Annotated in this window: 24 protein-coding genes and 1 tRNA gene; 17 read left to right on the forward strand and 8 right to left on the reverse strand. The window is 46.0% G+C overall.

Annotated features, from left to right (window positions below):
• The first annotated feature begins 10 nt into the window (after window positions 1–10).
• Entirely contained in the window at window positions 11–1771 is a 1761-nt protein-coding gene (locus tag PWYN_RS16355) for a glycoside hydrolase family 2 protein (protein WP_205622768.1), read from the forward strand.
• A gap of 364 nt (window positions 1772–2135) precedes the next feature.
• On the opposite strand, the gene PWYN_RS16360 is transcribed toward PWYN_RS16355, so the two are convergent.
• Window positions 2136–2534, reverse strand: a complete 399-nt coding sequence (locus PWYN_RS16360) for a GNAT family N-acetyltransferase (protein ID WP_036654236.1) — start codon at window positions 2532–2534, stop codon at window positions 2136–2138.
• An 80-nt stretch (window positions 2535–2614) separates the two neighbouring features.
• Here PWYN_RS16360 and PWYN_RS16365 point away from each other — a divergent pair, with 80 nt between their 5' ends.
• Window positions 2615–3277, forward strand: a complete 663-nt coding sequence (locus PWYN_RS16365) for an HD domain-containing protein (RefSeq protein WP_420805771.1) — start codon at window positions 2615–2617, stop codon at window positions 3275–3277.
• Window positions 3278–3363: 86 nt separating this feature from the next.
• Window positions 3364–4809, forward strand: coding sequence for a DEAD/DEAH box helicase (locus PWYN_RS16370; RefSeq protein ID WP_036654238.1), 1446 nt, complete (start codon window positions 3364–3366; stop codon window positions 4807–4809).
• A 795-nt stretch (window positions 4810–5604) separates the two neighbouring features.
• Here PWYN_RS16370 and PWYN_RS16375 read toward each other — a convergent pair.
• Window positions 5605–7320: an ABC transporter ATP-binding protein gene (locus PWYN_RS16375; protein WP_036654241.1), complete on the reverse strand. Its 1716-nt coding sequence runs from the start codon at window positions 7318–7320 to the stop codon at window positions 5605–5607.
• 168 nt (window positions 7321–7488) lie between these two features.
• Here PWYN_RS16375 and PWYN_RS16380 point away from each other — a divergent pair, with 168 nt between their 5' ends.
• Window positions 7489–8709: a CynX/NimT family MFS transporter gene (locus PWYN_RS16380; protein ID WP_052088041.1), complete on the forward strand. Its 1221-nt coding sequence runs from the start codon at window positions 7489–7491 to the stop codon at window positions 8707–8709.
• Between the two features lie 36 nt (window positions 8710–8745).
• Here the strand turns inward: PWYN_RS16380 and PWYN_RS16385 are convergent, their stop codons facing one another.
• The gene (locus PWYN_RS16385) at window positions 8746–9504 is read right to left on the reverse strand and encodes a class I SAM-dependent methyltransferase (RefSeq protein WP_036654244.1); all 759 of its coding nucleotides are present in this window, start codon (window positions 9502–9504) and stop codon (window positions 8746–8748) included.
• A 212-nt stretch (window positions 9505–9716) separates the two neighbouring features.
• Between PWYN_RS16385 and PWYN_RS16390 the strand changes: the two genes are divergently transcribed.
• The 3 genes from PWYN_RS16390 to PWYN_RS16395 all read left to right on the forward strand — a co-directional run bounded on the left by PWYN_RS16390 (window position 9717) and on the right by PWYN_RS16395 (window position 13573).
• Window positions 9717–9800: transfer RNA gene (locus tag PWYN_RS16390), tRNA-Leu, on the forward strand.
• Window positions 9801–9830: 30 nt separating this feature from the next.
• Complete coding sequence (locus tag PWYN_RS30325; RefSeq protein ID WP_276203429.1) at window positions 9831–9956, forward strand: hypothetical protein; 126 nt, start codon at window positions 9831–9833, stop codon at window positions 9954–9956.
• Window positions 9957–10108: 152 nt separating this feature from the next.
• Window positions 10109–13573 carry a PAS domain-containing hybrid sensor histidine kinase/response regulator gene (locus PWYN_RS16395; protein ID WP_036654247.1) on the forward strand — a complete coding sequence of 1155 codons (3465 nt, stop codon included), beginning with the start codon at window positions 10109–10111 and terminating at the stop codon, window positions 13571–13573.
• 21 nt (window positions 13574–13594) lie between these two features.
• Here the strand turns inward: PWYN_RS16395 and PWYN_RS16400 are convergent, their stop codons facing one another.
• Genes PWYN_RS16400 through PWYN_RS16410 form a run of 3 tightly spaced genes read right to left on the reverse strand, consistent with a single transcriptional unit; the run spans window position 13595 to window position 16530 of the window.
• Complete coding sequence (locus PWYN_RS16400) at window positions 13595–14476, reverse strand: TIGR03943 family putative permease subunit (protein ID WP_052088042.1); 882 nt, start codon at window positions 14474–14476, stop codon at window positions 13595–13597.
• 39 nt (window positions 14477–14515) lie between these two features.
• Entirely contained in the window at window positions 14516–15505 is a 990-nt protein-coding gene (locus PWYN_RS16405) for a permease (protein ID WP_036654249.1), read from the reverse strand.
• Window positions 15502–16530: a CobW family GTP-binding protein gene (locus PWYN_RS16410; protein WP_036654250.1), complete on the reverse strand. Its 1029-nt coding sequence runs from the start codon at window positions 16528–16530 to the stop codon at window positions 15502–15504. The genes PWYN_RS16405 and PWYN_RS16410 overlap by 4 nt, the downstream gene beginning before the upstream one ends.
• A gap of 198 nt (window positions 16531–16728) precedes the next feature.
• On the opposite strand from PWYN_RS16410, the gene rpmG reads away from it, so the two are divergent.
• From rpmG to PWYN_RS16430, 4 genes are all read left to right on the forward strand, one after another.
• On the forward strand, window positions 16729–16878 hold the full coding sequence (gene rpmG, locus PWYN_RS16415; protein ID WP_036654252.1) for a 50S ribosomal protein L33: 150 nt from the start codon (window positions 16729–16731) through the stop codon (window positions 16876–16878).
• Between the two features lie 51 nt (window positions 16879–16929).
• Window positions 16930–18138, forward strand: a complete 1209-nt coding sequence (locus tag PWYN_RS16420) for a GTP-binding protein (RefSeq protein ID WP_036654253.1) — start codon at window positions 16930–16932, stop codon at window positions 18136–18138.
• An 871-nt stretch (window positions 18139–19009) separates the two neighbouring features.
• Window positions 19010–19735, forward strand: coding sequence for a GNAT family N-acetyltransferase (locus PWYN_RS16425; protein ID WP_420805813.1), 726 nt, complete (start codon window positions 19010–19012; stop codon window positions 19733–19735).
• Between the two features lie 23 nt (window positions 19736–19758).
• The gene (locus PWYN_RS16430; protein WP_036654257.1) at window positions 19759–20385 is read left to right on the forward strand and encodes a class I SAM-dependent methyltransferase; all 627 of its coding nucleotides are present in this window, start codon (window positions 19759–19761) and stop codon (window positions 20383–20385) included.
• Here the strand turns inward: PWYN_RS16430 and PWYN_RS16435 are convergent.
• Both PWYN_RS16435 and PWYN_RS16440 read right to left on the reverse strand, forming a co-directional pair.
• On the reverse strand, window positions 20382–21200 hold the full coding sequence (locus PWYN_RS16435; protein ID WP_036658715.1) for an MBL fold metallo-hydrolase: 819 nt from the start codon (window positions 21198–21200) through the stop codon (window positions 20382–20384). The genes PWYN_RS16430 and PWYN_RS16435 overlap by 4 nt on opposite strands.
• Before the next feature lie 80 nt (window positions 21201–21280).
• Complete coding sequence (locus tag PWYN_RS16440; RefSeq protein ID WP_036654260.1) at window positions 21281–21862, reverse strand: helix-turn-helix domain-containing protein; 582 nt, start codon at window positions 21860–21862, stop codon at window positions 21281–21283.
• 154 nt (window positions 21863–22016) lie between these two features.
• Between PWYN_RS16440 and PWYN_RS16445 the strand changes: the two genes are divergently transcribed.
• From PWYN_RS16445 to PWYN_RS16470, 6 genes are all read left to right on the forward strand, one after another.
• Window positions 22017–22304: a Dabb family protein gene (locus PWYN_RS16445; RefSeq protein ID WP_036654264.1), complete on the forward strand. Its 288-nt coding sequence runs from the start codon at window positions 22017–22019 to the stop codon at window positions 22302–22304.
• A gap of 214 nt (window positions 22305–22518) precedes the next feature.
• Complete coding sequence (locus tag PWYN_RS16450; protein ID WP_036654266.1) at window positions 22519–22959, forward strand: DUF86 domain-containing protein; 441 nt, start codon at window positions 22519–22521, stop codon at window positions 22957–22959.
• 19 nt (window positions 22960–22978) lie between these two features.
• Complete coding sequence (locus PWYN_RS16455) at window positions 22979–23611, forward strand: helix-turn-helix transcriptional regulator (RefSeq protein ID WP_036654267.1); 633 nt, start codon at window positions 22979–22981, stop codon at window positions 23609–23611.
• Window positions 23612–23793: 182 nt separating this feature from the next.
• Window positions 23794–24243, forward strand: coding sequence for a YtxH domain-containing protein (locus PWYN_RS16460; protein ID WP_052088043.1), 450 nt, complete (start codon window positions 23794–23796; stop codon window positions 24241–24243).
• A 185-nt stretch (window positions 24244–24428) separates the two neighbouring features.
• Window positions 24429–25235 (forward strand): glutamate racemase, encoded by an 807-nt coding sequence (racE, locus tag PWYN_RS16465; protein ID WP_036658720.1) that lies wholly within the window; start codon window positions 24429–24431, stop codon window positions 25233–25235.
• 207 nt (window positions 25236–25442) lie between these two features.
• A complete protein-coding gene (locus PWYN_RS16470) occupies window positions 25443–26654 on the forward strand; it encodes a M14 family metallopeptidase (protein WP_036654269.1) in 1212 nt (403 codons plus the stop codon).
• The last annotated feature ends 122 nt before the right edge of the window (window positions 26655–26776 follow it).

A 26776-nucleotide genomic window follows, 5' to 3' on the forward strand; every position in this document is an offset into this window, starting at 1 on the left:
GGAATTATATATGCCGGAGCAGTATCGTTCAGAGTATCCGCGACCGCAGTTTGTTCGGGAGGCTTGGATGAATCTTAATGGAGAATGGGAATTTGAGTTCGATGACGATCAGGTAGGTGAATCTGAGAAATGGCATACCGGAGAGCAAGCGTTACAACGCCGGATTCAAGTTCCCTTTGCCTTTCAGAGCAGCTTAAGCGGAATTGGCGACCCTGAATTTCATGATACGGTATGGTATCGGCGGGAGCTGGAAATACCGGAGTCTTTTGCCGGGAAAAAGATATTACTTCATTTCGGAGCTGTCGACTATGAGGCCTCTGTCTGGGTCAATGGAAACTTGGTTGCCAAGCACGAAGGCGGTCATACCCCATTTTGTGCAGATATCACAGCTGCATTAACGCCTAAGGAACAGAAGAATACTCTTGTAGTCAAAGCGGTAGATTACAGCAAGGACGTAACCCTTCCGAGGGGGAAGCAGTATTGGAAAAGCGATTCGGCCAGTATCTTCTATACGAGAACAACGGGAATCTGGCAAACCGTCTGGATGGAGGCTGTGTCTCCTGTGTATCTGGAAAAAGTCAAACTCACACCGGATATCGACAAAAAGAGTATAGAGATTCGTTCCTTTGTTAAAGGCACCCTAGAATCGGATGTATTAAAGCTGCAGGTGGATATTTCATTCGAAGGCCAACCGGTAACCAGTGATTCTTATTCGGTGCGAAATGCACATGAGTGCAGAAGTATCAATCTCAGCGATTTTAATGATCATGGCCTTGGCCGATGGTGGTCGCCTGAGCATCCGAACCTTTATGACGTAACCTTTACATTGCGCGATGGAGATACGATATTGGATGAAGTCACCAGTTATTTCGGAATGCGTAAAATATCCATTGAGAGCGGCAAGCTTTGTTTGAATAACAGGGCTTATTATATGAAGCTGGTTCTGGATCAGGGATATTTTCCAGACGGTAATTTAACCCCGCCAAGTGACGATGCGATCAGACGGGATGTAGAGTTGACCAAAGAAATGGGCTTCAACGGTGCCCGTAAGCATCAGAAGCTGGAAGACCCCCGTTATCTGTATTGGTGCGACAAGCTGGGACTCCTCGTGTGGGGGGAAGCTGCTAACGCCTATGAGTATTCCGAAGAATATGTCCGCCGGTTCACCAGTGAATGGCAGGAGAGTATCGAACGCGATTATAACCATCCGTCCATTGTAGTGTGGGTACCGCTTAACGAGAGCTGGGGTGTCCCTAATATCGCAATTGATAAACAGCAGCAGCAGCATGCATTGGCTATGTATCATATGACCAAATCGCTCGACCCGATGCGTCCGGTAGTCTCGAATGACGGCTGGGAGCTGGTGGGTACGGATCTGTTCAATATCCACGATTATGAGTGGCGGCGTGAGGTGCTGGAGGAACGGTATTCCTCTGTGGAGCAAGCGGTAAGCGGAAGGTCGGGCAATCGTAAGCTGGCGGTAGAGGGATTCCCTTATCAAAATCAGCCGATCCTGATCACGGAATTCGGTGGTGTCGCCTACAAAAAAAGTCACTGGGACGGATGGGGCTACTCCGGCGCCGAGAATGACGAAGACTTTGCAGATCGCCTGCGCGCTGTAATCAAACCTATGCTGATATCCGGTGTAGTTCAAGGCTACTGTTACACCCAACTAACCGATGTCGAACAGGAAATCAACGGCTTGCTGACCTATGACCGTCAACCCAAGCTTCCGCTGGAGGTCATCAGGGCGATTAATGAGGGGAAATAAGGGGAAGGTCCAGCAGCTGGAATGAGCGGGCAATGAGCAGCACATAAATAGTACGTTATTAAAAGACAGTAAACACATTAGCTCCTTTAAAAGACAACCTAAAAGGTGTTGTCTACGAATATTAAAGAAAAGCTATTCTCCGGTATTTATACCGTGGGAGTAGCTTTTCTGTCTATTACGTATAGTATCTAGCCTGCAGTCGATCAGTTCCGCCCGAGTAGGCAGACTTCACAAGTTCAAATGTAAAAGTACACTTGATTCCGCCCCAGTAGGCAGAATTCACCAATTCAAATGTAACATTACCTTAAATTACTTTTTGAAAAGGAACGTAATGTTCCACGATAATTTCTTAATACAAACCAGCCTATTTCGCTCTAGGTATAATGAACGCACAATCCAGGTTGTCGAACCCAATCTTCGGATAATATTCCATAGCGGAGGGGGCTGCAAGCAGCAGGAGCATCGGCTCCTCGCCCAAATGACCTTGCAGAACATTCACCAGTTCCTTGCCGATGCCCAGCTTTTGATAATCCATTCGCACGGCCAGATCAGATAAATAGCTGCAGTAGACGAAGTCCGTAATGGCGCGGGCGATCCCAACCGGTTTCTCGCCATCCCACGCCGTGACAAATACATCAGCATTAGCAATCATTTTCCCGATACGTTCCAGATCATCAACAGGGCGCTTAATACCTGAACTTTTGAATATTTCTGCGGCTTCTGCCGCCTCCAGCGGGGCATTGATTTTGTATGTAATGTGCATAGTTACACTCCTTTTTCATGGTTTTCTTCCTTAAAGGAAGTATAATAGATGAACAATAGGAGCAAAAGGAGTTTTTTTCGATGGAACAAATGGATAAATCATATATTATTTCTCAAACCGAAACTTTCGTTAAAGAGCAGCTTGGACATGATACAACCGGACATGATTGGTGGCACTCCGACAGAGTCAGAAATACAGCTAGTGCCATTGCGGAAATCGAGAAGGCGGATGCTTTTATATGCACAATGGCTGCACTGCTGCATGATGTTGCTGATGAGAAACTTAACCCATCCAAAGAAGCCGGATTACAAAAAGTACATACTTGGTTAACGTCCCATTTGACGGATCAGGAACAAATTAGCCACATTATGATGATCATAGAAACGATGTCCTATAGTGGCGGCGGCGGGGAGCCCATGAGTACGGTTGAAGGACAGATTGTGCAGGACGCGGATCGGTTGGATGCAATCGGAGCTATAGGTATTGCCAGAGTGTTTGCTTTTTCAGGGGCGAAAGACCGTCCCATTTATGATCCGGGGTTGCCTCCAAGAGACGAATCCTTAAAAGAAGAGTACCGAAATTATTCTAAAGGAACAGCAATTAATCATTTTTATGAAAAGCTGTTAAAATTAAAAACTTTAATGAATACTACATATGGACGACAATTAGCGGAGGAGCGGCATGAGTTTATGCTGACTTTTCTCGACCAGTTCTTCAAGGAATGGAATCAAGGGGACAAATAGCTGGTATAATGTTAAAGTGCATAATATGGAAGTATCGCGGACATTCCGCTTTTGACCAGATAAATCAGCATAGAAGAGGTTGAACTATGAGCGAGATACAATTTAAAGATTATGAGTTAAGTGAAGAAATCGTAAAAGCGTTGGATGTTTTGAAGTATGAGAAGCCGACCGAGGTACAGAGCAGAGTAATTCCTGTTGCTTTACAGGAAGAGGATCTGATAGTTAAATCACAGACCGGCAGCGGGAAAACAGCCGCATTCGGCATTCCGATCTGCGAGCTGGTGGATTGGGCGGAGAACAAACCGCAGGCTTTAATTCTGACCCCAACCCGTGAGCTAGCCGCGCAAGTAAAGGACGATATCACGAATATTGGTCGTTTCAAGAGGGTCAAGGCCGTAGCCCTATTTGGTAAGCAGCCCTTTGCCCCGCAAAAAGCAGAACTTACGCAAAAAACACATGTCGTTGTGGGTACGCCCGGACGCGTATCAGACCATATAGAACGAGGCACCATTCACTTGAACCGAATTAAGTATCTAGTTATCGATGAAGCGGATGAGATGCTGAACATGGGCTTTATCGAGCAGGTGGAAGCTATCATTAAAAAACTGCCGAAAGACCATGTGACGATGTTGTTTTCGGCAACATTGCCTGAGGCTGTAAAAAATCTTTGCCGCAAGTACATGAGCTCTCCATTGGATATTGAGATTAATTCCGAGGAAATTACGACGGCTAAAATCGAACATGCGCTCATTGAAGTGAAACAACCTGCGAAGTTTCCTCTGTTAACCGATATTATCACGGTGGAGAATCCGGATAGCTGTATTATTTTTTGCCGGACGCAGGATCAGGTGGATGCGTTATTCAGAGGACTCGCCGATCTGCAATATCCCTGTGATAAAATCCATGGCGGTATGATGCAGGATGAACGTTTCGAGGTCATGAATGCTTTTAAAAGAGGTCAATTCCGTTATCTAATTGCCACCGACGTTGCGGCACGAGGGATTGATATCGAGAGCATCACTCATGTAATCAATTACGATATACCGCTGGAAAAAGAAAGCTACGTGCACCGGATCGGAAGAACCGGTCGTGCGGGCAAGACAGGTAAAGCGATTACCTTTGCTACACCGAATGAGCACAAGTGGGTCAAAGAAATTGAAGGATTCATCGGCTTCAGTATTCCTGTTATGAAAGCTCCTTCTTCTGATGCGGTTGCCTATGCGAAGGAAGCGTTCGAGCAGAAGATCAATATTCAGCAGGTGCGTAAAAAGGACAAGAGTGAAAGTCTGAATAAAGAGATCATGAAGTTGTACTTCAATGGCGGCAAGAAAAAGAAGCTTAGAGCAGTGGATTTTGTCGGCACGATTGCCAAGCTCGAAGGGATCACCGCTGAGGATATCGGGATCATCACGATACAGGATAATGTGTCGTACGTGGATATTTTGAACGGTAAAGGTTCCCTGGTGCTGGAAGCGATGAAGACAACGACCATCAAGGGCAAACTACTCAAAGTTCATATTGCGAATAAATAATGAAAAGGATCAATTTCAAGTCTGGCTGGCAGACTTGAAATTGGTTCTTTTTTTTGCGATGAGTAGGATACCGAAAGTCAGTGCAGCAGCAATCGGTTGTGGAATGGTGCAGATGGTGGATGGATATTTGTGAATTAAGCGGGGCGCGTTAAGGGCTGTCGAGTGACCAGAATTATGTGAGTTGAGTGGGGCGGATCTGGGATGAATTAGATAAAATTATGTGAGTATAATGGGGTGAGTTGTATGATGCTGAGTGAAGGGATTTAAAAGTACGAATAAAGTCAGAAGAGTACATAGAGTAAATGGAGTAAATGGAGTAAATGGAGTAAATGGAGTTAGTGTAAAAGAAGGTAATTGTTGTGAAAAGTACATATGGAGTGAATGAGTAAATGAAGCGTAAGGTGCGCGTGAAATGATAAAGCGAAGGGTGCCGTATGAAGTAAATGAATCAAATGCCTCTAGTACCATAAATCGAAAAACGGTTTAGTTGTACTTTATGCAGCTATTTGGACCGGCTGCTGCCTCTGCCGGGGTTTAGTTGTACTTTCTGCAACTATATCCCGGCAAAACAAGGATTACAGCGTATTTTTAAAGTAATAATTGTATGGAATACAACTAAACCGGTGCCCGGGGCAAAATCATCCGTTTTAGTTGTATAAAGTACACCTAAATGAAGTCCAACGCGGCTAAATGGAGCAATTCTGGATGAGAGGGATACACTTAATCGTCCTCGCCCCTTATTCCAATCACTTGGCTGCTGCAGTCCTAACATTATGCAGTTTAGATATCATGTTCTCACGCATTATACTGCGCTTGATACAGGCGGCTGTAAGTTCCCCCGGCATTCACAAGTTCTTCATGCCGGCCCTCTTCGGAAATACCGTCTTCATTTACAACGATGATGCGATCAGCATTCTTGATCGTTGTAAGACGGTGAGCGATTACGAGCGTGGTTCGGCCTACCGATAGATCCGCCAGAGATTGCTGGATAGCTGCTTCTGTCTCTGTATCCAAGGCTGAGGTTGCTTCATCTAGAATAAGAATGGGCGGGTTCTTGAGGAACATTCGGGCAATAGCCAACCGCTGCTTCTGTCCACCGGACAACTTCACACCGCGTTCGCCAATGACAGTCTCCATTCCGTCTGGAAGGTTTGTAATTAAATCCTGCAGATGCGCCCGCTTAGCCGCGTCCCATATCTCTGGCAGCTCGGCATCCAGCTTACCATAAGCGATATTCTCGCGGATCGTACCCGAGAAGAGGAATACATCCTGCTGCACAATTCCGATTTGCTTACGCAGTGACTCCAGCTTAAGCTGACGGATATCGGTTCCGTCAATCGTAATTCTGCCCCCGGTTACGTCGTAGAATCGAGGCAGTAAACTGCATATGGTTGTTTTACCTGCACCGGAAGGACCGACAAAAGCGATTGTTTCCCCGGCCGATACGGTTAAGCTAATGCCCTGCAGGACCGGACGATGCTCATCATAGCCGAAGTTTACGTTCTCGAAGTTAATATCACCGCGCAGGTGGCTCACTTCAATGGCATTTGGGAGGTCACTGATATCCGGTTCCGTATCAATAATCTCCAGATACCGCCTGAAACCGGCGATCCCCTTGGGATAACTCTCAATCACGGCATTAATCTTCTCAATCGGTCGAAAGAAAACATTGGCTAGCAGAATGAATGCCACAAATTCTCCAATTTGCAGATCACCTTGAATAAAGAACCAAGCTCCGCTCAGCATAACCAATATGGTAATTAACCGAGTCATCATGTAGCTGACGGATAAGCTTCTAGCCATAATTTTATACGCGAGCAGTTTGGTTTGACGGAACATTTGATTATCAACGGCAAAGAGTTTCTTTTCATAATTCTCATTGGCAAAGGATTGTACAACCCGGATTCCTCCGACGTTATCTTCTATTCGTGCATTGAAGCTGCCCACATTCCCAAAAAGCTGGCGGTAGGTAGTGGTCATATTACGGCCGAAGTAAATGATGACCCAAGCCATGATTGGAACGATAACGAAGGTGATAATGGCCAATTGCAGATTAATTTGAGCCATGAGCAAAAAGGCACCGATTAGTGTCATGATAGCTATAAAAACATCCTCGGGTCCATGGTGAGCCACTTCACCGATATCATTCAAATCATTGGTTATGCGGCCTATCAGATGTCCGGTTTTGTTATTGTCGAAGAAGCGGAAGGATAATTTCTGAATGTGCTCGAACATTTTTTTGCGCATATCCGTTTCGATATTAATGCCGAGCATATGCCCCCAATACGTGACTACATACTGCAAAACCGTGTTCAAGGCGTATATGGCCAAGAGTGCAACACAGGCGATAAGAATCAGCGGCCAATCCTGTCCGGGCAATAAATCATCAATGAACTTGTTAACGGCTACAGGAAAAGCCAACTCCAGGAGGCCAGCCCCGACTGCACAGGTAAAGTCCAGTATAAATAATTTTCTATAAGGACGATAATAGGAAAAAAATCGACGAAGCATCGTTTACTTCACTCTTTTCTATTGTGTGGGATGGTCGATAAACCTCTTCAGGTTGCAACTTCTATCATAATGGTAGATGATTATTAAAAATAAATATATATAAATTTAGAAAATTTTCTCGGGCAAGCGCTGCGTTTGCCTGTTTACTATGGCTTGGAGGAGAATTGAATGAAAGTTCGGCAGCAAGAAGAGAAGGTTATGAAAATAGGCGCATCACGTCCCAAACTGAATCGCTTATGGCTCGTACTGGGTATTATTGTTATCGCGGCGGCTTTGCGAGCTCCCTTTACGTCGGTGGGCACTTTAATAGAAATGATCAAAGAAGATTTGGAGTTATCCAATACTCTGGCTGGATTAATCACTACACTACCGTTACTGGCTTTCGCACTGGTGTCTCCCTTTGCGCCCAAGTTGGCCCGACGTTTTGGAATAGCTAATGTATTATTAATGGCTATGCTGCTGCTGAGTGTAGGTATTCTGGTAAGGTCAGGTTCGGGAGCTGGACTGCTGTTCATCGGAACGGCTATGCTTGGAATCTCGATTGCAGTATGCAATGTGCTCCTGCCGGGTTTAATTAAAGGGAAATTCCCCCGGAAAATCGGCTTAATGACAGGTATTTATACCGTGTCCATGAACCTATGCGCTGCCTTTGCCGCCGGAATAAGTGTGCCGCTGGCAAGTCAGACCAGCTTCGGCTGGCGAGGCACATTAGCCATGTGGTTCGTATTAGTGGCCTTGGCAACGATGTTATGGATCCCTCAGATACGAGTATTAGGTATTTCGAGTGTGAGCAGCAAATCCTTACCCTCCCAAAATATATGGCGCTCACCTTTGGCCTGGCAGGTTAGTTTTTTTATGGGCTTGCAGTCGCTGTTATACTACGTTCTAATTGCCTGGTTTTCAGTTATTCTCGGAGAACGGGGGATGAGTTCCAGTCATGCAGGCTGGATTCTTTCACTGATGCAGCTGGCCCAACTGCCGTTTACGTTTTTTGTGCCATTATTTGCAGGTCGGATGAAAAATCAACGCAGCTTGGTCGTCATAACTTTCGTTCTTTATGTTACCGGGATTAGCGGAATCTGGCTTGGCAGCAGCTCATGGATGTCCGTATGGGCCATATGCATCGGTATAGCGGGTGGATTTGCCTTTGGTTTGGTCATGATGTTTTTTAGTCTGCGCACAAAAACCACCCAAGAAGCGGCTGAGCTTTCCGGGATGGCTCAATCTGTGGGTTATTTATTAGCAGCAGCGGGGCCGGCCTTGTTCGGATGGCTCCATGATTTCACGCATAGCTGGGATCTGCCGCTTATATTGCTGCTGGGTGCTAGTGTTATGCTGCTGCTAGTTGGACTTGGAGCTGGAAAAAACCGATTCGTGGGGGATGCATAGATTTATAATATAGAATTATAATCTCAGAATATCGGGTTACCGTTTATAAGCGACTATTCTAATTCTTCGGTAGTCCATCAACCAGCGTTCTTCCTGGTATAGAGACGGCTTCAGCTCTTTCTCCATATATTCTATAACCTCTTCGCGTTCGGAGGGGGTAAGTACACATAGAATCCCATTTGCAAAAGTATTCATCCACCGCGCGAATCCTTGCACCCCAGCCTCTAGCGGGGTAGGGCGATCGAAGCAGAGGGCCAGCTGTACGGTCAGACCGTGGCTCTCCAACAGTGTGGTATATTCACCAATGCTCGGAAAATACCAAGGGAGTTGCAGTTTATCTAAACAGCCAATAGCTGCAAAGGCATGCGGCAGACTGTTAACGATGGAGTCAATATTGCCCTGACCGCCAAACTCTGCAATAAAACGACCGTTCGTCCGTAGGCTTGCAGAGATGGAGGCGGCGGTCCCGTTATCATCCAGCAGCCAATGTAAAGCGGCATTGCTAAAGATTGCATCCACTGGAGTCTCTGACACATAAGATTGGCCGTCAGCTTCTACAAAGGTTATCTGAGGATATTTACTGCGAGCTGTATGGATCATTTCGGCAGAGGTGTCTATGCCCGTTACATTTGCGCCTCGAGCATCTATAGCGGCGGCTAAATCTCCAGTCCCGCAGCCCCAATCCAGAATTTGCTCTCCCGGTTTCGGATTTAGTAAATCCATCAGGGATTCCCCATATTGAGAGACAAAGGCCATATCCGAATCATAATTCCCTGCATTCCAACGCTGTTTCATACTTTAGACTCCTCCTTGTTATAAAATAGCTCTGTCGCATATTTCTTACTTATGTTGTATCATAGGGTCGCTTATAAGAGAAATATATAGAATGAATGACCTTGATTGGTTATGCCTATAACTATATTTTTATCTATAAAGGATATTGCTTTTTATACTGAAAAGAAGTAATATCTTATCTATCGGTGATTACTCACTGTGTTACATAATTTGCGGTCATGGCGGAATTGGCAGACGCGCTAGATTCAGGTTCTAGTGTCAGCAATGACGTGGAGGTTCGAGTCCTCTTGACCGCATATAGTTGCTACAAGAAGAACTCTTCATTTATGAAGGGTTTTTTTTTAGACAGTCTGACTCTCGAGGAATTAAAGCTGATTAAGGAAATCGCTCCACAAGGTGCTGCCTCGGGTAAACGTTACCCAGAGTCTTCCATGGGTTATCTAAATCTATAATCATTCTTAGAATTATCATCTAGTGGTGAGTCTCCAATTATTGGAGGCTCACTTTTTAATGTTTTTTTTGATTTTGCTGTTCACGCTGAAAGCTTTCCTTTATGCTCTTAATATATACTTTGTCCTTACTTTTTACTGAGGAGGCTGCATCATTGTCTGATTTTAGTTATGAACAGTTATTTTTACGATCTTCCATCGGTTATGCGGTAGTCTCTACGGCGGATGGGTCTTTAATTCGTTCCAACTCAGCACTTTGCACAATGCTTGGCTACACAGAAGCTGAGCTTTTAAATATTCGTTATCTGGATATTGCTTATTCTGTAGATAAGCGTCCCAGTGACCATGAAACCATTATGAACTATTTTGAGCAGAGGCCTGGTGAGGCTATAGATGTAGAAAAACAGTTTCTGCGCAAGGATGGTGAGGTTATCTGGGTCGCTTTGCATATCTTTTTAATCTTGGATGAACTCATCGGTAAACCGCAATATATGATTGCTGAAATATCTGATATTACTGACCGCAAGCTGGCGGAGAAAAAAGTTGAAGAGAACCAATATTTATATAATTTGATTACGCGGAATACGCCAGATATGATTTCCTTTGGGGATCCAGATGGGACGGTTACCTATGTCTCTCCTTCGGTTGAGAAGCTTCTAGGTTACCCGGCTCATGAAGTGATCGGTCGCAAAAGACCGGAGTTTTACCATGCAGAGGATGCCGTTGAAATGACGGAAAAGGGTAAGCTCTACTCGGATAAAGATGTATATACCCGCAGGATTCGCCATAAAGATGGACATTATTTATGGATTGAGTCCTCCTTTCAGGTGATGCGGAATTCCGATGGAGATGTGGAACAGGTTCTGACGATTGCTCGGGATATCACAGATCGGAAGAAACATGAGGATATGCTGGCAAAAGCCCAATCTCTCTCCCAGATGGGTTCCTGGGAATGGGATGTGGCTAATAAACGTTCTACTGTGTCTAGGGGAATGCGGCATATTTTTGGGTTTACTGAAGATAACAGCAACCATTCAACGTATGGTCCAGAGACTCTTCGTGCCTGGATAGAGCCGGATGATTATCCAATTGTGCTGGCGGCCGTTCTACCTACACTTAAGAATGGAGTCCATGGACAGGTGATATTCCGAATTAGAACCCCAGAGGGTGTCCAGAAGCTTATTGATGCCCACTGGGAGGCCGTATTGGATGAGGCAGGAAATACAGTTCAAATCAATGGTGTGGTTCAGGATATTACAGAACGCTATGAGATGGAGGAACAACTCCGGGAGAGTGAACGGAATTATCGCCTAATCTCAGAGAACTCTCTAGACTTTATTTCCCGCAACGCAGCGGATACGGACGCAACCTTTTTATATGCATCAACTATTTGTTTGTCGATGTTCGGATACACACCCGAAGAAATGGTCGGAACAAAAGGGTTCGGATATATTCATCCCGACGATACTGATCGAGTGCAGACCTATTTGCGTGACTCTATGGATGAGACCAAACACGAACCTGTTGTATTCCGTTTTCTACGTAAGGACGGCTCGTATATATGGGTGGAAACTACCGTTAGGTATATCTATACAGGTGAAGGGGAAATACAGGAACTCATCTGCGTAACCCGTGACATCGCGGAACGGAAGCAATATGAATTGAAGCTTCAGGAGAGCCAGAATCGCTATAAGTCCCTTTTCGACTATAACCCTTCTGCGATCAGTGCGATGGATTTACAGGGGCGAACCCTTTCTGTGAATTCCAGTCTTCAATATTTGACGGGCTACTCTAAAGAGAGCCTGCTAATGTCCGATTACAACGAAATTATTGATACGGAAGAATTGGAAAAAGCTAATGAACGTTTTCAAAGGGCCGCGAGCGGACTTGCCCAAATTTTTGAAAGCAGGTTGATCCACCGGGAAGGACATGCGGTTGAGGTTAGTGTAATTTATGTTCCAATTATGGTGAACAACCAAGTGGTAGGGGTATTCGGCATTACAAGTGACATCACCGAGCGGAAACGTCATCTGGAGCAAATCGAGAAGCTTAGTTATGAACACGCGCTTATTTTGAACTCCGTCTCAGAGGGGATTTTTGGGATGAATCTGGAGGGAGCTACCATGTTCATCAATCCGGCTGCCGAACAGATGCTGGGATATGAACGGGGGGAGTGGTCCGTTACGAATAAGCTTCATACGATCCAACAGACCTGGCTGGACAGCACCCCTTATTCGGGAGGACAGAAAATATTAATCCCGTCATTCACTGAAAACACTTCTTACGAAGAAAGAGAAGGCGTATTCTGGAGGCAGGACGGCTCGAGTTTTCTAGTTAAGTATCGGATGACCCCTCTTTATGACAACGGGGAACAGAAAGGTACGGTGGTGGTCTTCAGAGATATCACCGAGGAGAAGGAGATCGTACGGGCCAAGGAGTCGGCAGAGCAGGCGGATCGGGCGAAGTCAGAGTTTCTGGCGATAATGAGTCATGAGCTTCGGACGCCTATGAACGGGATCATTGGGATGGCGGATTTGCTCTCGGGCACAGAGCTTGATGATGAGCAGTTATATTACACGCAGATTATTAATAAGAGTGGCGAGTCGTTGCTGCATATTCTGAATGAAGTGTTGGATTTCAGCAAAATCGAAGCCGGTATGATGACTCTGGAGCTGCAGATGGTGGATATTCGCAATGTTATGCAGAGCGTTATAGATATCTTTTATCCCAAAGTTGTGGAGAAAGGGTTGACCCTGCTTAACGAGATCGACCCACTCCTTCCCTCGTTAATAGTGACTGATGAAACCAGGCTGCGGCAAATCCTCGTGAATCTAGTGGGGAATGCTGTGAAATTTACAGAGGCGGGAGATATCAACATTTCCGTGGAGCTCTTATCACCCTTGAATTCAGGCAATTCTATTCTTAAGTTTACGGTTAAGGACACGGGGATCGGTATCCCGATCGAGAGTCAAGGGCTGCTATTCCAATCTTTCTCTCAATTACACCCTTCTATCAATCGGAAATACGGTGGAACAGGGTTAGGACTGGCTATCAGTAAAAAACTAACTGAGCTGCTCGGAGGAATTATCGGTGTGGACAGTCGTGAGGGTGAGGGTTCAGAGTTTTACTTCACGGTGCAGGTGTCGCTTCCAGGAGAGGAAAGAGTTCAGAGTAAGACTCTCAGTTCCCCAGATGTAGAAGGTGGGACTGATATCGTTGAAGAGGTAAATGCCGGAGGTGAGTATGGACCACTATCCATTCTGATTGCTGAGGATCATCCCGTGAACAGGCAGCTGCTTCAAGTATATTTGCAAAGAAGAGGTTATACACCGGATATGGTCCAAAACGGGGAAGAGGCGGTACAGGCCGTACTCAGCCGATCCTATGATTTGGTATTCATGGATATTCAGATGCCTATAATGGATGGGATAGAGGCTACAGGAATTATACGTGAGAAGCTGGGGCATTTCCCAGTTATTATTGCGGCAACAGCCTTCGCCAGAAAAGGTGACAAAGAGATGTGTCTTAAGGCCGGTATGCAGGACTTTATATCCAAACCGATTCATGTCAGGGAGCTCGATCGAGTACTGAATGAGTGGTCAGCCCGCATCCGTAGGTAATCTTCAACTATGCGGCCATTACTATTTTACTGAGGCTTGTTCTGAAGCGCCGCCGCTAGCATTCTCTAATTTATTCCATGCTTCAACGGAGTCGGGGCTTGTATAAATGTAAGGCGTAGACGGCTGAGAAATCGGTGTGATAGACATGGCATTAATTTGCATGATTTCCTGGCCTTTGTACGGTACGATATGAAGCTTGCCCCGGACCTCTATCCAGGTATCCGCGGGCAGGCTTATTGGTGTACCCGGGTTTACCATTATTCCAAATGGGGTAGCATCAGCGGTGCAGCACTGCACCAGAAATCTGCTTACCGCAAATGAATGATCATGGGCTGCGGTTTCATTCGGGTACAAGAAGCCGGAAACGATGATTTCTTTCCCTTCAAAGGCCTGCCTATATCTATCTATAGCGCCAAAAGTTTCAGAGAAAATCTCAGGATACACTGAAATAACGGGCTGTTCGTATAGGATTTTTGCAAGTTTAGCAAATTCCTCCTGATACGGATCAGAGGACATGAATTTCTGCTCTGAAGCTACGTAGGATAAGGAAACTCCTTTTTTGGAGGCAGATACACTTCCTAAAGCACGATCAGGCAGCAAGAAGCCGAGCAGCAATGGGAATAAAAATAAACTGTATAGGGTTATGCTCCTTAGGTTAGACCGGGGTAGATGCTGATCACAGTTGCATAAAGCGCTGCTTTTGCCGAACAAGGCCTGAACAGTCAGGCTGAAGGCCATCGCCGCCAACGGTATTGGACAGAGCTTGACCAAGCTTGCCAGCTTAGGTGTTACATAATAATGAAGAGTATCCTGATGGACCAGATGACCGATATAAAGGGCGAAGGACAGCAGGATGAATGCCCTGAGAGAATAATGCATACGGATGCTGCGAGAGTCATTCATGTTCTTTCCTCCACGTGTAGCAGGTTATTAAGCGGGTGTTCAAAGCCAAATAGAAAAGAGCACAGAGCCAATAAAAACGCCGGAGAAGATCAGGAAGAACAAATACAAAGCAAATTTGGTCTTAAATAAGGCCATTAGCATCAACGAATTCTTGAAATCCAGCATAGGTCCCAGTACCATAAAGGCTAGCAGTGAACCGGGAGGGAAAGTGTGCAGAAAGGTTGAAGCCACAAAGGCATCCGAAGTAGAGCAGAGAGAGAGGACAAAGGCCAATCCCATCATAAAAAAGTACGATCCAAGCGGTTTTTCCCCAATAGCGACCAGACTGTCATGAACCATAAAGGTCTGAATGGCAGAGGTTAACAGGCAGCCTATGATCAAGTATTTTCCCATCTCAAAAAACTCATCAGATGTATGCACAAAGATGGAAACCAGCTTGCCCCCGCGAAAGCTGCGTTGATGTGTTTCTTCTGTTTCCCGCTTAACCGTCAGGCGGAGGGGTGACTTTTTAACTGTAGCGTAAACCGCCAGTCCAATGATGCAGGCTACGCAAAAAGCTAATCCCATCCGGGAGTAGGCCAGGTCTGGATGACTGCGAAATGCTGTTAAGGTTGCTCCATACACGACCGGATTCAGAATGGGTCCGGATAGAATGAATACAACAGCTACGTAGACAGGCATTCCCTTATGGATTAATCGCCGGACGAGAGGAATCATACCGCATTCACATATAGGAAAGATGACGCCGAGCAGACAAGCAAATATAATCGCAGGAATCGGCCGCTTGGGAATCCACCGCGAAATCATCTCATCAGGAATAAATACCCGAAGTAATGAAGAGATCAGAGCTCCTGCTAGGACAAACGGAAGTGCCTCCAGCAAAATCCCGATAAGGGCTATTTTAAAAGAGTCGATGTACGCATTGTCCAATAGTGCTTGATGCTCTGGCAGCCAGACGATGCTAAGGATGATCAGAAACGCAGCGGGAAGGAGCAACGGCAAGATTTTAATTGGAGTAAAGGTATTCAAGAATTGAACAAGGCCGACCACCGTGTCGCCAGAAGTGCTTCATTTAGATTCATGCCAATAAACACAACATAAGGCAGACCGGGATATCGTGAGGCTTCCCAGGTTGTATTCATACCTGCATATTGAACAAGCTGTACCGTTTCCTGTTCGGATAGATGAACATGCCCCTTAGCCCGCAGCAGACTGCTGCCCCACTCCTGAAAGAACTCCTCCAGCTGTTGCCTCGTAAGCACCTTGGACCCCGCCTGTGGAAAAGTTAACGTTACGGCGGCTACTTGCGAGAAGGATACATGCTGCGCTTCTTCTGTTTCCTTGACAGCTACATTTCCCTGCTCAGTATAGGATCTCTTCAGTGTAGCCCCTTTAAAGGCTTGCGGAGCACGCTGTGGAGCGGGAGTATAAAGCGGTTGCGGAGCAATTCCTGCAAGCAGGGGTGTCAAATTAATCTTACTGTAATGGGTAAATACAATCTCCGCTTCTCTATTGTGTTTACGGACTAACTTTTCAATCTTCCACAATGCTTCGGGTTCGACCAAGTCACTTTTATTTATGACGATCAGATCGGCCGTCGTTAGCTGCTTGCGCATCGTCCGAATAAGCTGTTTATCGGCTGATAAGCGGCTGTTATTTTCCAGAGCATTCTCGGCATCAAGCATGGTCACGGTATAATGCAATGCCAGTTTTTCCCTCAAGGATGCCTCTTGCAGTGTTTTTTCGATTTCTTCGGGATTTGCCACACCGGTAAGTTCAATATATATGACATCCGGACGCCGTTTGATCAACACCAGCAGACTGTCCAGAAGCTCCTCCTTGCGGCTGCAGCATACACATCCATCCAACAGCTTTTCCACATTTGTTCCCGTATGCTCCTGTACGATATACCCGTCTACATCCCGCTTCCCAAGCTCATTCATCAGGACACCCGGCTGAACGCCTCTTTCCTTACTTTCCTTCAACATCGACAACAGCAAGGTGGTTTTACCACTCCCGAGGAACCCGCTAAGTATAATCACTGGTATTTTCATATTCACACACTCCTCCGCGAAAGGTATCAAAATCACGAGAATCATATTTTTGTAATTCCATCTATACGTACTTTGTCCGCTAGAAAGACCACAAATCTTGGAAAAGCGGTTACAAACTATCTATGGTTGACACTGAGAGTAGACTAAGTGTAGAATATGTTAATCGTAACAATTACGAATAAAAAGGAGATGAACTTAATGCGGGTAATCATTACTTTGGCATGCACGGAAACAGGTGACCGCAATTACACCACCACCAAGAATAAGAGAAATCAGCCGGGTCGGCTTGAAATGAAAAAGTACTGCCCCCGTCTAAAAAGAGTTACTCTTCACCGTGAGACCCGGTAGAACAGCACCGCTTCAACATTTTAATCGCATAAATAGAAGGAGGCACACAAGATGAAAAAAATTCCTGTTACCGTGCTAAGCGGGTATTTGGGCTCAGGGAAAACTACGTTACTGAATCATATTCTGCATAACCGGGATGGACTTAAAGTAGCAGTTATTGTAAATGACATGAGTGAAGTGAATGTGGATGCAAATCTAATCAAATCCGGCAACTCTCTATCCCGTACGGAGGAGAAGCTGGTTGAAATGTCTAATGGATGTATCTGTTGTACACTGCGTGATGACCTGTTGCGGGAGGTTCAGAAGCTAGCTGAAGATGGGAAGTTTGATTATATTCTGATTGAGTCCTCGGGAATCAGCGAGCCGGTCCCTGTTGCCCAGACATTCACCTATGCAAATCCGGAATTAGATATCGATTTAACTACGTTAACTCAATTAGATACGATGGTGACTGTTGTCGATGCTAACCGCTTCTGGCAGGATTTTGCCTCTGGAGATAGTCTACTGGATCGTAACCAGACAGCCGGGGAAGATGACTTCCGTGATATCGCCGACCTGTTGGTCGATCAGATTGAAACCTGTGATGTGCTGCTGCTTAACAAATGTGATCTGGTGGATGAAGAGGAATTAAGTAAACTTGAGGTTGTACTGCGTAAACTTCAGCCATCTGCCAAGATCATTCGTACGGTAAAAGGAGTAGTAGACCCGCAGGAAATCCTCAACACCGGATTATTCGATTTTGAGACAACCAGCCTCTCTTCTGGCTGGATCACGGAGTTAAGCAAGGAAGGGCATACACCTGAGAGCGAGGAGTATGGTATAACCTCCTTCGTATATAGACGTAGAGCACCGTTCCACCCCCAAAGATTAAATGAATTCTTCAGCAATTGGCCGGAAGAAGTGGTACGGGCCAAAGGTCTGGTTTGGCTTGCAGCTGAGGGAGATGTGGCAGCCAGTTTGAGTCAGGCGGGTCCTTCAATTCAGTTTGGACCTGCAGGCTATTGGCTGGCTACAATGCCCGAAGATCAGCAGCTTGAGGTTCTGGAGAGCGAACCGGAAGTTAAAGCCAAGTGGGACAAGCAGTGGGGTGACCGCCTGAATGAGCTTGTTTTTATCGGATTAAGTTTAGAACGTTCTGTAATCGAAGCCCGGTTAGACAGCTGTCTCCTCACACAGGAAGAGATGGGGCAGGATTGGAGTACCTTTGAGAATCCGCTTCCATGGCCTGTGGTTGAATGGCTTGCAGCAGCGATGGACTAGGAGAGGAATTGATGCGCCAAAGACAGACGGTTAGTTCTCTGAGCAATTGGAGGAGGGGCCGTTTTTTCTAACTATCTATAGGCTGAACTTAAGATTTGGACATTGATGTGATAAATAAAGTATAGAGGGGAAAATCCCCTATATATTCAAGGAAATAATAAATATTGAGGTAGAGTCAATAAGTTGGTGCAAGAGAGTGGTTATATCTCCTCAGGGATCCGCGACAACTACGGAAAATCGTCTATCTACATGGGTTTCAACATATATAGTTGCACAACGTACACTTGTAGTTCACTTTTAGCACACTTTATGATTTTTAATTGCACTTAATACACTTATTTTTGGGTATTCCGGGTTTTATCCGGCATATCCGTGTTTTTAGTTGCACTAAGTACATCTATCCTTACATACGAGCGCCAAAAGCCAGAAATAAGTGTACAAAGTACATCTATTCCACAGACTACCCTACTATAATTTGAGCCAAAATCTGAAATTCAAGGTGAAGAATTCGCTCTATATTACTCCATAGGGGTTGAATTCTTAATTTATATAGATTGAATTAAATAACAACCTCGGGGTGGTAGTAACGAAAGGGAATTTGGGAACTGTAGGAGCGATAGCGACCGCCCGAAAGCTTTCCGTAGGAAAGCTCGCTTCGAAAGCATAAGCTGTATCCGGATTTCAATCGCTAAAAGCGGGTACTCGCCGTATTTATTACACACTCCCAAAGAGAAGTCTTAAGTACAATCTATGTATCCTTTAACGAGACTGTAGTTTATTATATACTAAAGGTTATTTTTTCCAAATAAAGGAGACCCCGGGGGATGACGGGTGAGAGGAGAGGGACAGGCTGTATAAATCTATTGAAGAGATCACATTAAATACGTGGCCCGCGGAGCAGAGTATTCTTTTGCAGGGGTGGATTTTGCGATCAGCAGCGGGATACACGAAAAGGGCTAATTCGGTTAACCCGTTATATGGAACGGACGAATCTGACGATGAGATTAGGAAGAAAGTCAAGCTGGCAGAGGCGTATTATGTGGATGCGGGGCTGAAGCCTGTTTTTAAAATCACCCCTTATATTCAGCCTGCGGATCTGGATAAGATCCTTGAAGGCTCCGGCTATAGTGTAGTAGAGCCTTCCTCCGTCCGGGTGCTGGATCTGAATAGGCTTCCAGCCCCTAATTCGCAATATTCATTACAGATTCAAAATGAATGTAGCGAGGAGTGGCTGAATGTTTTTGCCGAATTGACAGAATTGTCCCATGAGAACCGTAAAACACTTCACAGAATGCTCTCTGCCTCAACTTTGAAGCAGGGATATGCCCTGTTGCTTAAGGAAGGGGTTCCAATCGCATGCGGGCTAGGGATCATTCAACACGGGTACATGGGAATCTATGATATTGTTACCGCTCAAGCTCATCGCAGACAAGGCATGGCAGAGCAACTGCTTATGGGAATGCTTCATTGGGGTAAGCAGCAAGGCGCTTCGTCCTCTTTCCTCCAAGTGGTTCAGGCTAATCGGGGGGCTTGTGCTTTGTATGACAAATTAGGTTTTGAAGAGATTTATCAATATTGGTACAGGGTTAGAAATTGAACGGGTGACAGGAGGGGAGCTGCATGTTCGATTACTGGAATCAAAGATTCGCGCAGGAAGGGATGATCTGGGGAAGCGATCCCAGTCCTACGGCACTGCATGCCAAGGATTTATTCCGGCAGCATCAGTCGAAGACTGTGTTGGTTCCGGGAGCAGGTTATGGACGTAATACGAAGGTATTCTCGAGGGAGTTCGAGACCTATGGCATTGAAGTGACCCCAGCAGCCTTGGAGATTGCAGCAGAGTGGGATCCTTTAAGTACTTTCACCCTTGGATCAGCCTTGGATCACCGTTTAGATATACAGATGGATGCTATTTACTGCTATGATTTGCTTCATTTATTCCTGAAAGAGGACCGCCGCAGACTAGTCGTAAATTGCTTGAAGCAGCTGCGTCCCGGCGGAGTGATCTTCTTCACCAGTTTCTCTGATGAGGATCCGAACAACGGAAGCGGGAAGTTAATGGAGCCCGGAACCTATGAATATAAAGAGGGGAAATTCGCTCATTTCTTTAGTGATCGAGAGCTAAGGGAGTATTTTGCAGGGACGGAGATCCTGGAGACCGGTTCCTATCCCGAGACTCTGAAGAGTTCAGAAGGCAAGAGCCATTCATACATACTGAGATACATAGTTGCAAGAACAATGAGCTAAACATCAGAGGATTCTACGTATTTACCCTGATCCGGTACAGCCATTTTTTTAAAATTCTTACTTAAAAGCGCCAGTTGCGCAGATAATTCAGTGCCTCTCATGGGTAAACCGTGTCCAGTGAGGGCGACAAGGGGGTTCAAATGGGCAAGCTTGCGGACAGAGTCCTCGGCCTTGGCCCAATCGATTGTGAAATAAGTAGGCGGCCCGTGGATTTCCTGCTGCTGCATAACGACAGCCAACGCCGATTCCTGTTTTACAGTAATAAAAGCATCTCCCGCAATTAATACGCGATCCTGCTCACGAAACAGCGAAATATGTCCCGGACTATGCCCAGGTGTGTGGATCCATTTCCAACCCAACGCACCGGGTACGTTTCCGTCCTCAGGTAAAGGTAGTACCGAAGTTCCAAGATCAATACTGCGATGCGGGTACAAAGGGGAGATCACTGCCATTAATCCGCCGCCTACGGATGGATCTGCCGGTGGGTAGTCCCGCTGTCCTGTTAGATATGGAAGCTCCAGAGGATGGGCGTACACAGGCACTTTCCATTCCTCTATGAGCTCCTTAATCGTTCCTACATGGTCAAAATGTCCGTGCGTCAGGATGATGGCCAGCGGCGGTTTTCCAAAATGCTCCTTCGCCGTATTCAGGATACTGCCAGCAAACATGCCTAGACCTGCATCCACGAGAATCCAATCTGAAGGTGAAGAGCTTATATAGGCGACATTTACAAATAAGGTGCGAAGTCCGATAACCCCGGGGGCTACCTCCCATAGATCTGTAAATCCAGAAGTCAGCATGTGGTTTGGGTTCATCATAATAATCTCCTCCTGTTCAATTCTGGTCGGAATGATATCTTTACTATCATTGCCCTATTACCAGAAAATTAAAGAGGTCAGGCGTCGCAATCCGCAAACAAAATAGTCGGAGGAACCTTAAAAAACTCCGCGGCCTTGTCCTGCATTACAGGTGAAGGCAGATGACCATAATGAAGCCATTTGCGGAAGGTGCCCGGATGAATGCTGATCCAATGACTAACATCGGTAACTGACAAATCATATACCATGCAAAGTCCAAGCAGGATTTTATTGCGTTTGGGCGAGTTGGATTGGGCTCTTTTCATGAATCGGGACGAGTAGGGCTGACACAGAATTGGACTATCGTTAATTAACGCTTCATTGAAAAGAATATGGGCAGGATATCCTAAAATACGGCAGGCCTTGTCCATATTGATTCGGGATGGAATACGGCCTTCGTATACCCAAGCGCTGACGCTGCGTGAAGAGATGGACAGTTCTTCGGCAAACTGAGAGAGCTTCACATCCTTAGCCATTAATATGGCGAGTAGTACACGATTGCGAATTTGACTGCGTTTAGGTCGGCGAAATCTTTTGACGCGCACACCCTGTCCAAGATATTTGCGGTTTATTTCGGCCCACGCCTGAATTTTATGAGGTTCTGGTTGAATTGTAGGCATACTTCCTCCGATTTTTGTAATAAATACTACATTACTTCCCTATATGGATCAATGGATAATCCTGTAACTACGGACTCCTGTGTAAGTTTCTTTCAGAACGTGTGGTGTTATGATATATTTTAAAATATAAGAAATAGACAGGGAGCGAAATAACATGATTAAGCATATTGTATTCTTCAAACTGAAGGATCGTTCACCCGAAAGTGTAGCAACCACGGTGGCTGTATTACGTAACATGGAAGGGAAAATCCCAGAGCTACTATCGATAGAGGTAGGTACTGATTTGCTCCGCTCAGAACGTTCCTTTGACATTGCTCTTGTGACGGAAGTAGCCTCACTGGAAGATCTGCAGGCCTATCAAGTCCATCCAGTGCATAAGGAAGTTATTGCTCATATTAATGAGGTTAAGGAGCTTTCTTATTCTGTTGATTATGAAATGTAAGACGGTCTTCCGCAAGACGAGAATCTGATTATATCAAAGAAAGTGGTGGCAGTCATGCGCGAGTTAGAATATCCAATGGAAGCGTTAACTTATTTGGTGGTCTTCCTTGCGGCCTGTGTGGTTATGTTTTTCTGGCTGAAACGGCGGGGTAAGCGCGGAAAGTAGATCTTAATAACCGATAAACTTATCTTAGAACTCGTTTGGGGGTATAGCTGTGTATTATGTCAACCGGAAGCAAATCGAACTCATTCTGGACCAAATTCCAGATATCAATGCAGGCCTGCGTTCAGCGACGGCTAACTGGGACGGCAGTACATTAATGGGACTGGTGCAGGAACGGAGTCTCCACTTGGCTATTGAGGTCGTTACAGATGTAGGGAGCTGTCTGATTGACGGATTTATAATGCGGGATGCGGGTAGCTACGAGGACATTATTTCCATTATTCATGAAGAAACCGTGTTCGGGGACAGTGGTATCTATACCAAACTTATTGAATTAGTGGCTCTTCGAAAGCCGCTTGTTCAGGATTATTTTGAGTGGGATCGCAGCTCTCTGCATCCTTTAACTCCGGACCTTTCAGAGGTTTTGGAGCAATTCGCCTTAGAAGTCCGCAACTATCTTAACCAGGAATTGGGGACCAACATACATCCATAAATAGAAAGGGGTCCGTGAGATGAAAAAGGAGCAGGAAAGCGGCTCAACAAGGCGTATGATAATGAAGCTCCTGAAAACAAAGGGACCGCTTACTATCGGTGCACTGGCTTCAGAACTGGAAATTACAGAGATGGGTGTCAGGCGCCATGTCCTTCAAATGGAGCAGGAGGGCATTGCCAAAACCAAGGTTGTGCGTCAGGCGATGGGTAGGCCCCTACATATGTATTCATTAACTGAGCTCGCAGAGGAGTATTTTCCGAAAAATTATCACAACCTAGCCCTAGACCTATTGCGAGAGCTGGATCAAGGTAGCGGGATCGAAGCTGTTAATACTTTATTCGAAGGGCGCCGCAGGCGGATGCTTGCTCAGTATTCTCCTATGATGGAAAACCGGAACTTGGAGGAGCGGGTTGCAGAGTTGTCTTCCATCCAAAATGCTGGGGGATATATGGCGGAATGGAACCAGGCCGATGACGGATCTTATGAAATACGCGAATATAACTGCCCAATCCGTCAGGTAGCCGGTCAGTTCCGAAAGGCCTGTCAATGCGAGCATGATCTTTTCGAAGAGTTATTAAGCGCCAAGGTAACGCGCAGTGAATGTATGGCTGAAGGCGGAAGGTGCTGCAGATACAGTATCGTGCCTATTTAAATTTTTTAGGTGAAAAGAGCTCTTTCATTGTCACAGGACAGCTTCTCTCCGCTTATGATAGTAGCAGATATAGGCATTAGCCCAATCGGGCGAAGAGAAGATCTACTTAGGGCCGAAAGTGCCGAACCGTTTTCTCGCTTTCCCCAAATGGGGTACAGTAAAGATGAAGGAGAGATGAACAGATGAAGAATAACAAGAAAAACGTATTGTGGGGCGTTGTGGTCGGAAGTGTTGTGGGCTCTGTAGCAGCATTGCTATTTGCACCCAAGGCTGGAAAAGAACTTCGTAAGGATATTTCGGATGGAACAGCGACAACACTGGAGAAAGCTCAGGAAATAGCATCCCAAGCCGGTGACAAGAGTGTAGAGTTGTATGACAAGGCTAAGGATGTTGTTGTAGAGGTCCGTGAGTGGGGTAAACAACGTCTAGGTTCAGAGACTGAGGAAATCGTGGGGGTCAGCGGCATCACAGACGGTGAAATTGCCGGCGATGTTAATGTTGATGCTGTAGTAGATGCAGTTAATGTTGATGCTGTAGTAGATGCAGTTAATGTAGATGCTGTAACTGATGAAGTCGATGCTGTTGTTGCGAATGCAGGAATAAAGGACGTAGATAGCAGCAAGATCGAGTAGAGAATTGTAACTGTTAGCCGGTGCCGTTTTTCGCTTATTGGCGAAGAACGGCTTTTTTTACTGAAACTTGTCTTGAACTGAAGATGTAAAAGGAGTAATATCTGCAATTGGGGCAGAAAGTCAGGTACACTTTGTTTCCGCCTTACATAAGCTACACAAAACAAGTAGAAGGAAGCGGTGTGTTCGTGCAGCAAGCTATTGCAATACTAGATTCAGGTGTTGGAGGGCTGACTGTTGTCAAGGAAGTGATGAGGCAGCTCCCGCGGGAGAAGATCATTTATTTCGGAGACACTGCCCGCGCGCCCTACGGACCCCGTTCAACCGAAGAAGTGAAAAGGTTCACGGAGCAAATCGTCGATTATCTCATTCAATTTAATCCCAAAATGATTGTTATCGCCTGTAATACTGCAACGGCGGCAGCGCTCGATTATATTTCGGCCAAGGTATCGATTCCCGTTATAGGTGTGATTCATCCCGGTGCGAGAGCTGCAATCAGTGCCACACAAAGCGGACAGGTAGGCGTGATTGGTACGGTTGGAACGATAAGCAGCGGGGCTTATACAGTGGCGCTTCAACAGCTATCTCCTTTTGTTCAAGTGGTTAGTCAGGCATGCCCAATGCTTGTCCCTTTAGTTGAACAGGGTATGTTCCGCTCGGAGGAAAGTTATGAGGTTGTGGAGCGATCGCTCGAAGGCATTAAAGACGATAATATTGACACCTTAATTCTTGGCTGTACTCATTATCCATTCCTCATGTCGTCCATAGGGAAGGTGATGGGAAACCGTGTCAAACTCATTAGCTCCGCTGATGAGACAGCAAGGGAGATTAGCACGATTCTATATGAAAAAGGAAAGCTGGCTAGCGGCAGTGAAAGTCCGATACACCAGTTCTTCTGCAGTGGAGATGCTGAAATGTTTCAAAAAATCGCCCGCGATTGGCTCGGGGAGCAAATCAAGCGTACTCCCGTTGTGTGGCAGGTATCATCTTTATAATTCTTATCATCCCGTATCCGTTCAGGACAACTCTCTATATGGATAAAAAAGGAAGGTACTCCGGCAGCCATTTACATGGCTCGAGAGATACCTCCTTTTTTTATTTTCTAGCCTACGCCAATTTCCTGCAGATTGGAATCTGCTAAGCTCAGCAGAGAGCGCATACAATAGATTAAATACGGTAATTTTCATAGGGGGATGAGATTGATGCTGCAATATGTTACACATAAAGGAGATACCGTAAGTCGGATTGCCGCGGCCTATGGACTGACCCCTGAGCATGTTATTCAAGGAAATCCATGGGTAGTGAAGCAAGCTTATTTGCATCCGGGACAAATCATATATTTACCCTCTGCTCCGCGAAGTCGATACGCTCTACAGGCTGGCGATAACGCAGAAAAGGTATCTGCCTTGTTCAATATTTGTGTAGAGGAACTTGAAAAACTGAATCCGGGAATTCTATCTGGACATTTCCATCCTGGAAAAGTAGTGGTCATCCCAACACCCAAGCCTAATCGTGTAGTTGTTTTACGTGGAGAATACGGTCCAACTCACGTGGAAGAAGATATTGCGGCACTCCTGGACAAATATCCCTTCCTGGAGAAAGACACTATCGGCTGCAGCGTTATGGGGAAACCGCTGTATCTCATTAAGATAGGCCGAGGAGCCCGTCATCTGCATGTTAACGCCGCCCTACATGCCAATGAATGGCTGACATCACCTTGTCTAATGTCTTTCATAGAGGAGTATGCCGCTGCCTATGCCGGTGGAGGACTCTGGAATGGACATCATGTGCAGGATTGGTTCAATAACTGGACCCTTTGGGCCATCCCCATGGCGAATCCGGACGGTGTAGAACTGGTACAGGAGGGAGCCGGTCCCGATCATTTATATTTGAACGATCTGCTCAAATGGAACGGAGGCCGCCGGGGCTATCGGCATTGGAAGGCAAATATCCGCGGAGTGGATTTAGGTGACCAATTCCCGGCACATTGGGAAGAGGAGGCCGCACGCCGAGGGGTGACGGGCCCCGCACCTCGTGACTACAGCGGCCATGCTCCGTTATGTGAACCGGAAGCCGCTGCTCTTGCTGCCCTTGCGGAGAGGATACCGGGAGACGCAGCTGTGTCGCTGCATAGTCAAGGCGGAGAAATTTATTGGAATTACCGCGGGTATGAGCCGCAGGAGAGTGCAGAGCTAGCAGCCAGGTTGGCATCGGCCTGTGGATATCGGGCTGTTGAATTAACGGGAAGTGATGCGGGCTTCAAAGATTGGTTCATTCAACAATTTCGCAAGCCGGGATTTACAGTTGAGCTGGGCATGGGCAAAAACCCGCTGCCGCTAGCTGACTTTGAAGATATGGCACTCGAAACCGGACTTATTATTGGAGCTCTTCTGTCGATTGTGAAAGTTAAATGAAACAATTTCAGTAATTTTGCGTACTATATAGCAAAAGGTATGGCCGCAGTCATTACTATATGTCATACGCAGCTGTACCTTTTTTTAGATAACTAGGCATACTATACAAAACAGCACGAGGA

This window comes from Paenibacillus wynnii (genome assembly GCF_000757885.1).
Taxonomy (GTDB): Bacteria; Bacillota; Bacilli; order Paenibacillales; family Paenibacillaceae; genus Paenibacillus_AQ; species Paenibacillus_AQ wynnii.

Excerpts from the sequence above, each read along its gene's own strand:
- PWYN_RS16355 (WP_205622768.1), top strand. The coding sequence starts at position 11 with ATGCCGGAGCAGTATCGTTCAGAGTATCCGCGACCGCAGTTTGTTCGG.
- PWYN_RS16385 (WP_036654244.1), bottom strand. The coding sequence starts at position 9,504 with ATGAAACAGCGTTGGAATGCAGGGAATTATGATTCGGATATGGCCTTT.
- PWYN_RS16440 (WP_036654260.1), bottom strand. The coding sequence starts at position 21,862 with ATGCCTACAATTCAACCAGAACCTCATAAAATTCAGGCGTGGGCCGAA.
- PWYN_RS30325 (WP_276203429.1), top strand. The coding sequence starts at position 9,831 with ATGAAGGGTTTTTTTTTAGACAGTCTGACTCTCGAGGAATTAAAGCTG.
- PWYN_RS16420 (WP_036654253.1), top strand. The coding sequence starts at position 16,930 with ATGAAAAAAATTCCTGTTACCGTGCTAAGCGGGTATTTGGGCTCAGGG.
- PWYN_RS16435 (WP_036658715.1), bottom strand. The coding sequence starts at position 21,200 with ATGAACCCAAACCACATGCTGACTTCTGGATTTACAGATCTATGGGAG.
- PWYN_RS16430 (WP_036654257.1), top strand. The coding sequence starts at position 19,759 with ATGTTCGATTACTGGAATCAAAGATTCGCGCAGGAAGGGATGATCTGG.
- PWYN_RS16360 (WP_036654236.1), bottom strand. The coding sequence starts at position 2,534 with ATGCACATTACATACAAAATCAATGCCCCGCTGGAGGCGGCAGAAGCC.
- PWYN_RS16370 (WP_036654238.1), top strand. The coding sequence starts at position 3,364 with ATGAGCGAGATACAATTTAAAGATTATGAGTTAAGTGAAGAAATCGTA.
- PWYN_RS16455 (WP_036654267.1), top strand. The coding sequence starts at position 22,979 with ATGAAAAAGGAGCAGGAAAGCGGCTCAACAAGGCGTATGATAATGAAG.
- PWYN_RS16375 (WP_036654241.1), bottom strand. The coding sequence starts at position 7,320 with ATGCTTCGTCGATTTTTTTCCTATTATCGTCCTTATAGAAAATTATTT.
- PWYN_RS16460 (WP_052088043.1), top strand. The coding sequence starts at position 23,794 with ATGAAGAATAACAAGAAAAACGTATTGTGGGGCGTTGTGGTCGGAAGT.
- PWYN_RS16470 (WP_036654269.1), top strand. The coding sequence starts at position 25,443 with ATGCTGCAATATGTTACACATAAAGGAGATACCGTAAGTCGGATTGCC.
- PWYN_RS16445 (WP_036654264.1), top strand. The coding sequence starts at position 22,017 with ATGATTAAGCATATTGTATTCTTCAAACTGAAGGATCGTTCACCCGAA.
- PWYN_RS16410 (WP_036654250.1), bottom strand. The coding sequence starts at position 16,530 with ATGAAAATACCAGTGATTATACTTAGCGGGTTCCTCGGGAGTGGTAAA.
- PWYN_RS16365 (WP_420805771.1), top strand. The coding sequence starts at position 2,615 with ATGGAACAAATGGATAAATCATATATTATTTCTCAAACCGAAACTTTC.
- PWYN_RS16380 (WP_052088041.1), top strand. The coding sequence starts at position 7,489 with ATGAAAGTTCGGCAGCAAGAAGAGAAGGTTATGAAAATAGGCGCATCA.
- rpmG (WP_036654252.1), top strand. The coding sequence starts at position 16,729 with ATGCGGGTAATCATTACTTTGGCATGCACGGAAACAGGTGACCGCAAT.
- PWYN_RS16400 (WP_052088042.1), bottom strand. The coding sequence starts at position 14,476 with ATGAATGACTCTCGCAGCATCCGTATGCATTATTCTCTCAGGGCATTC.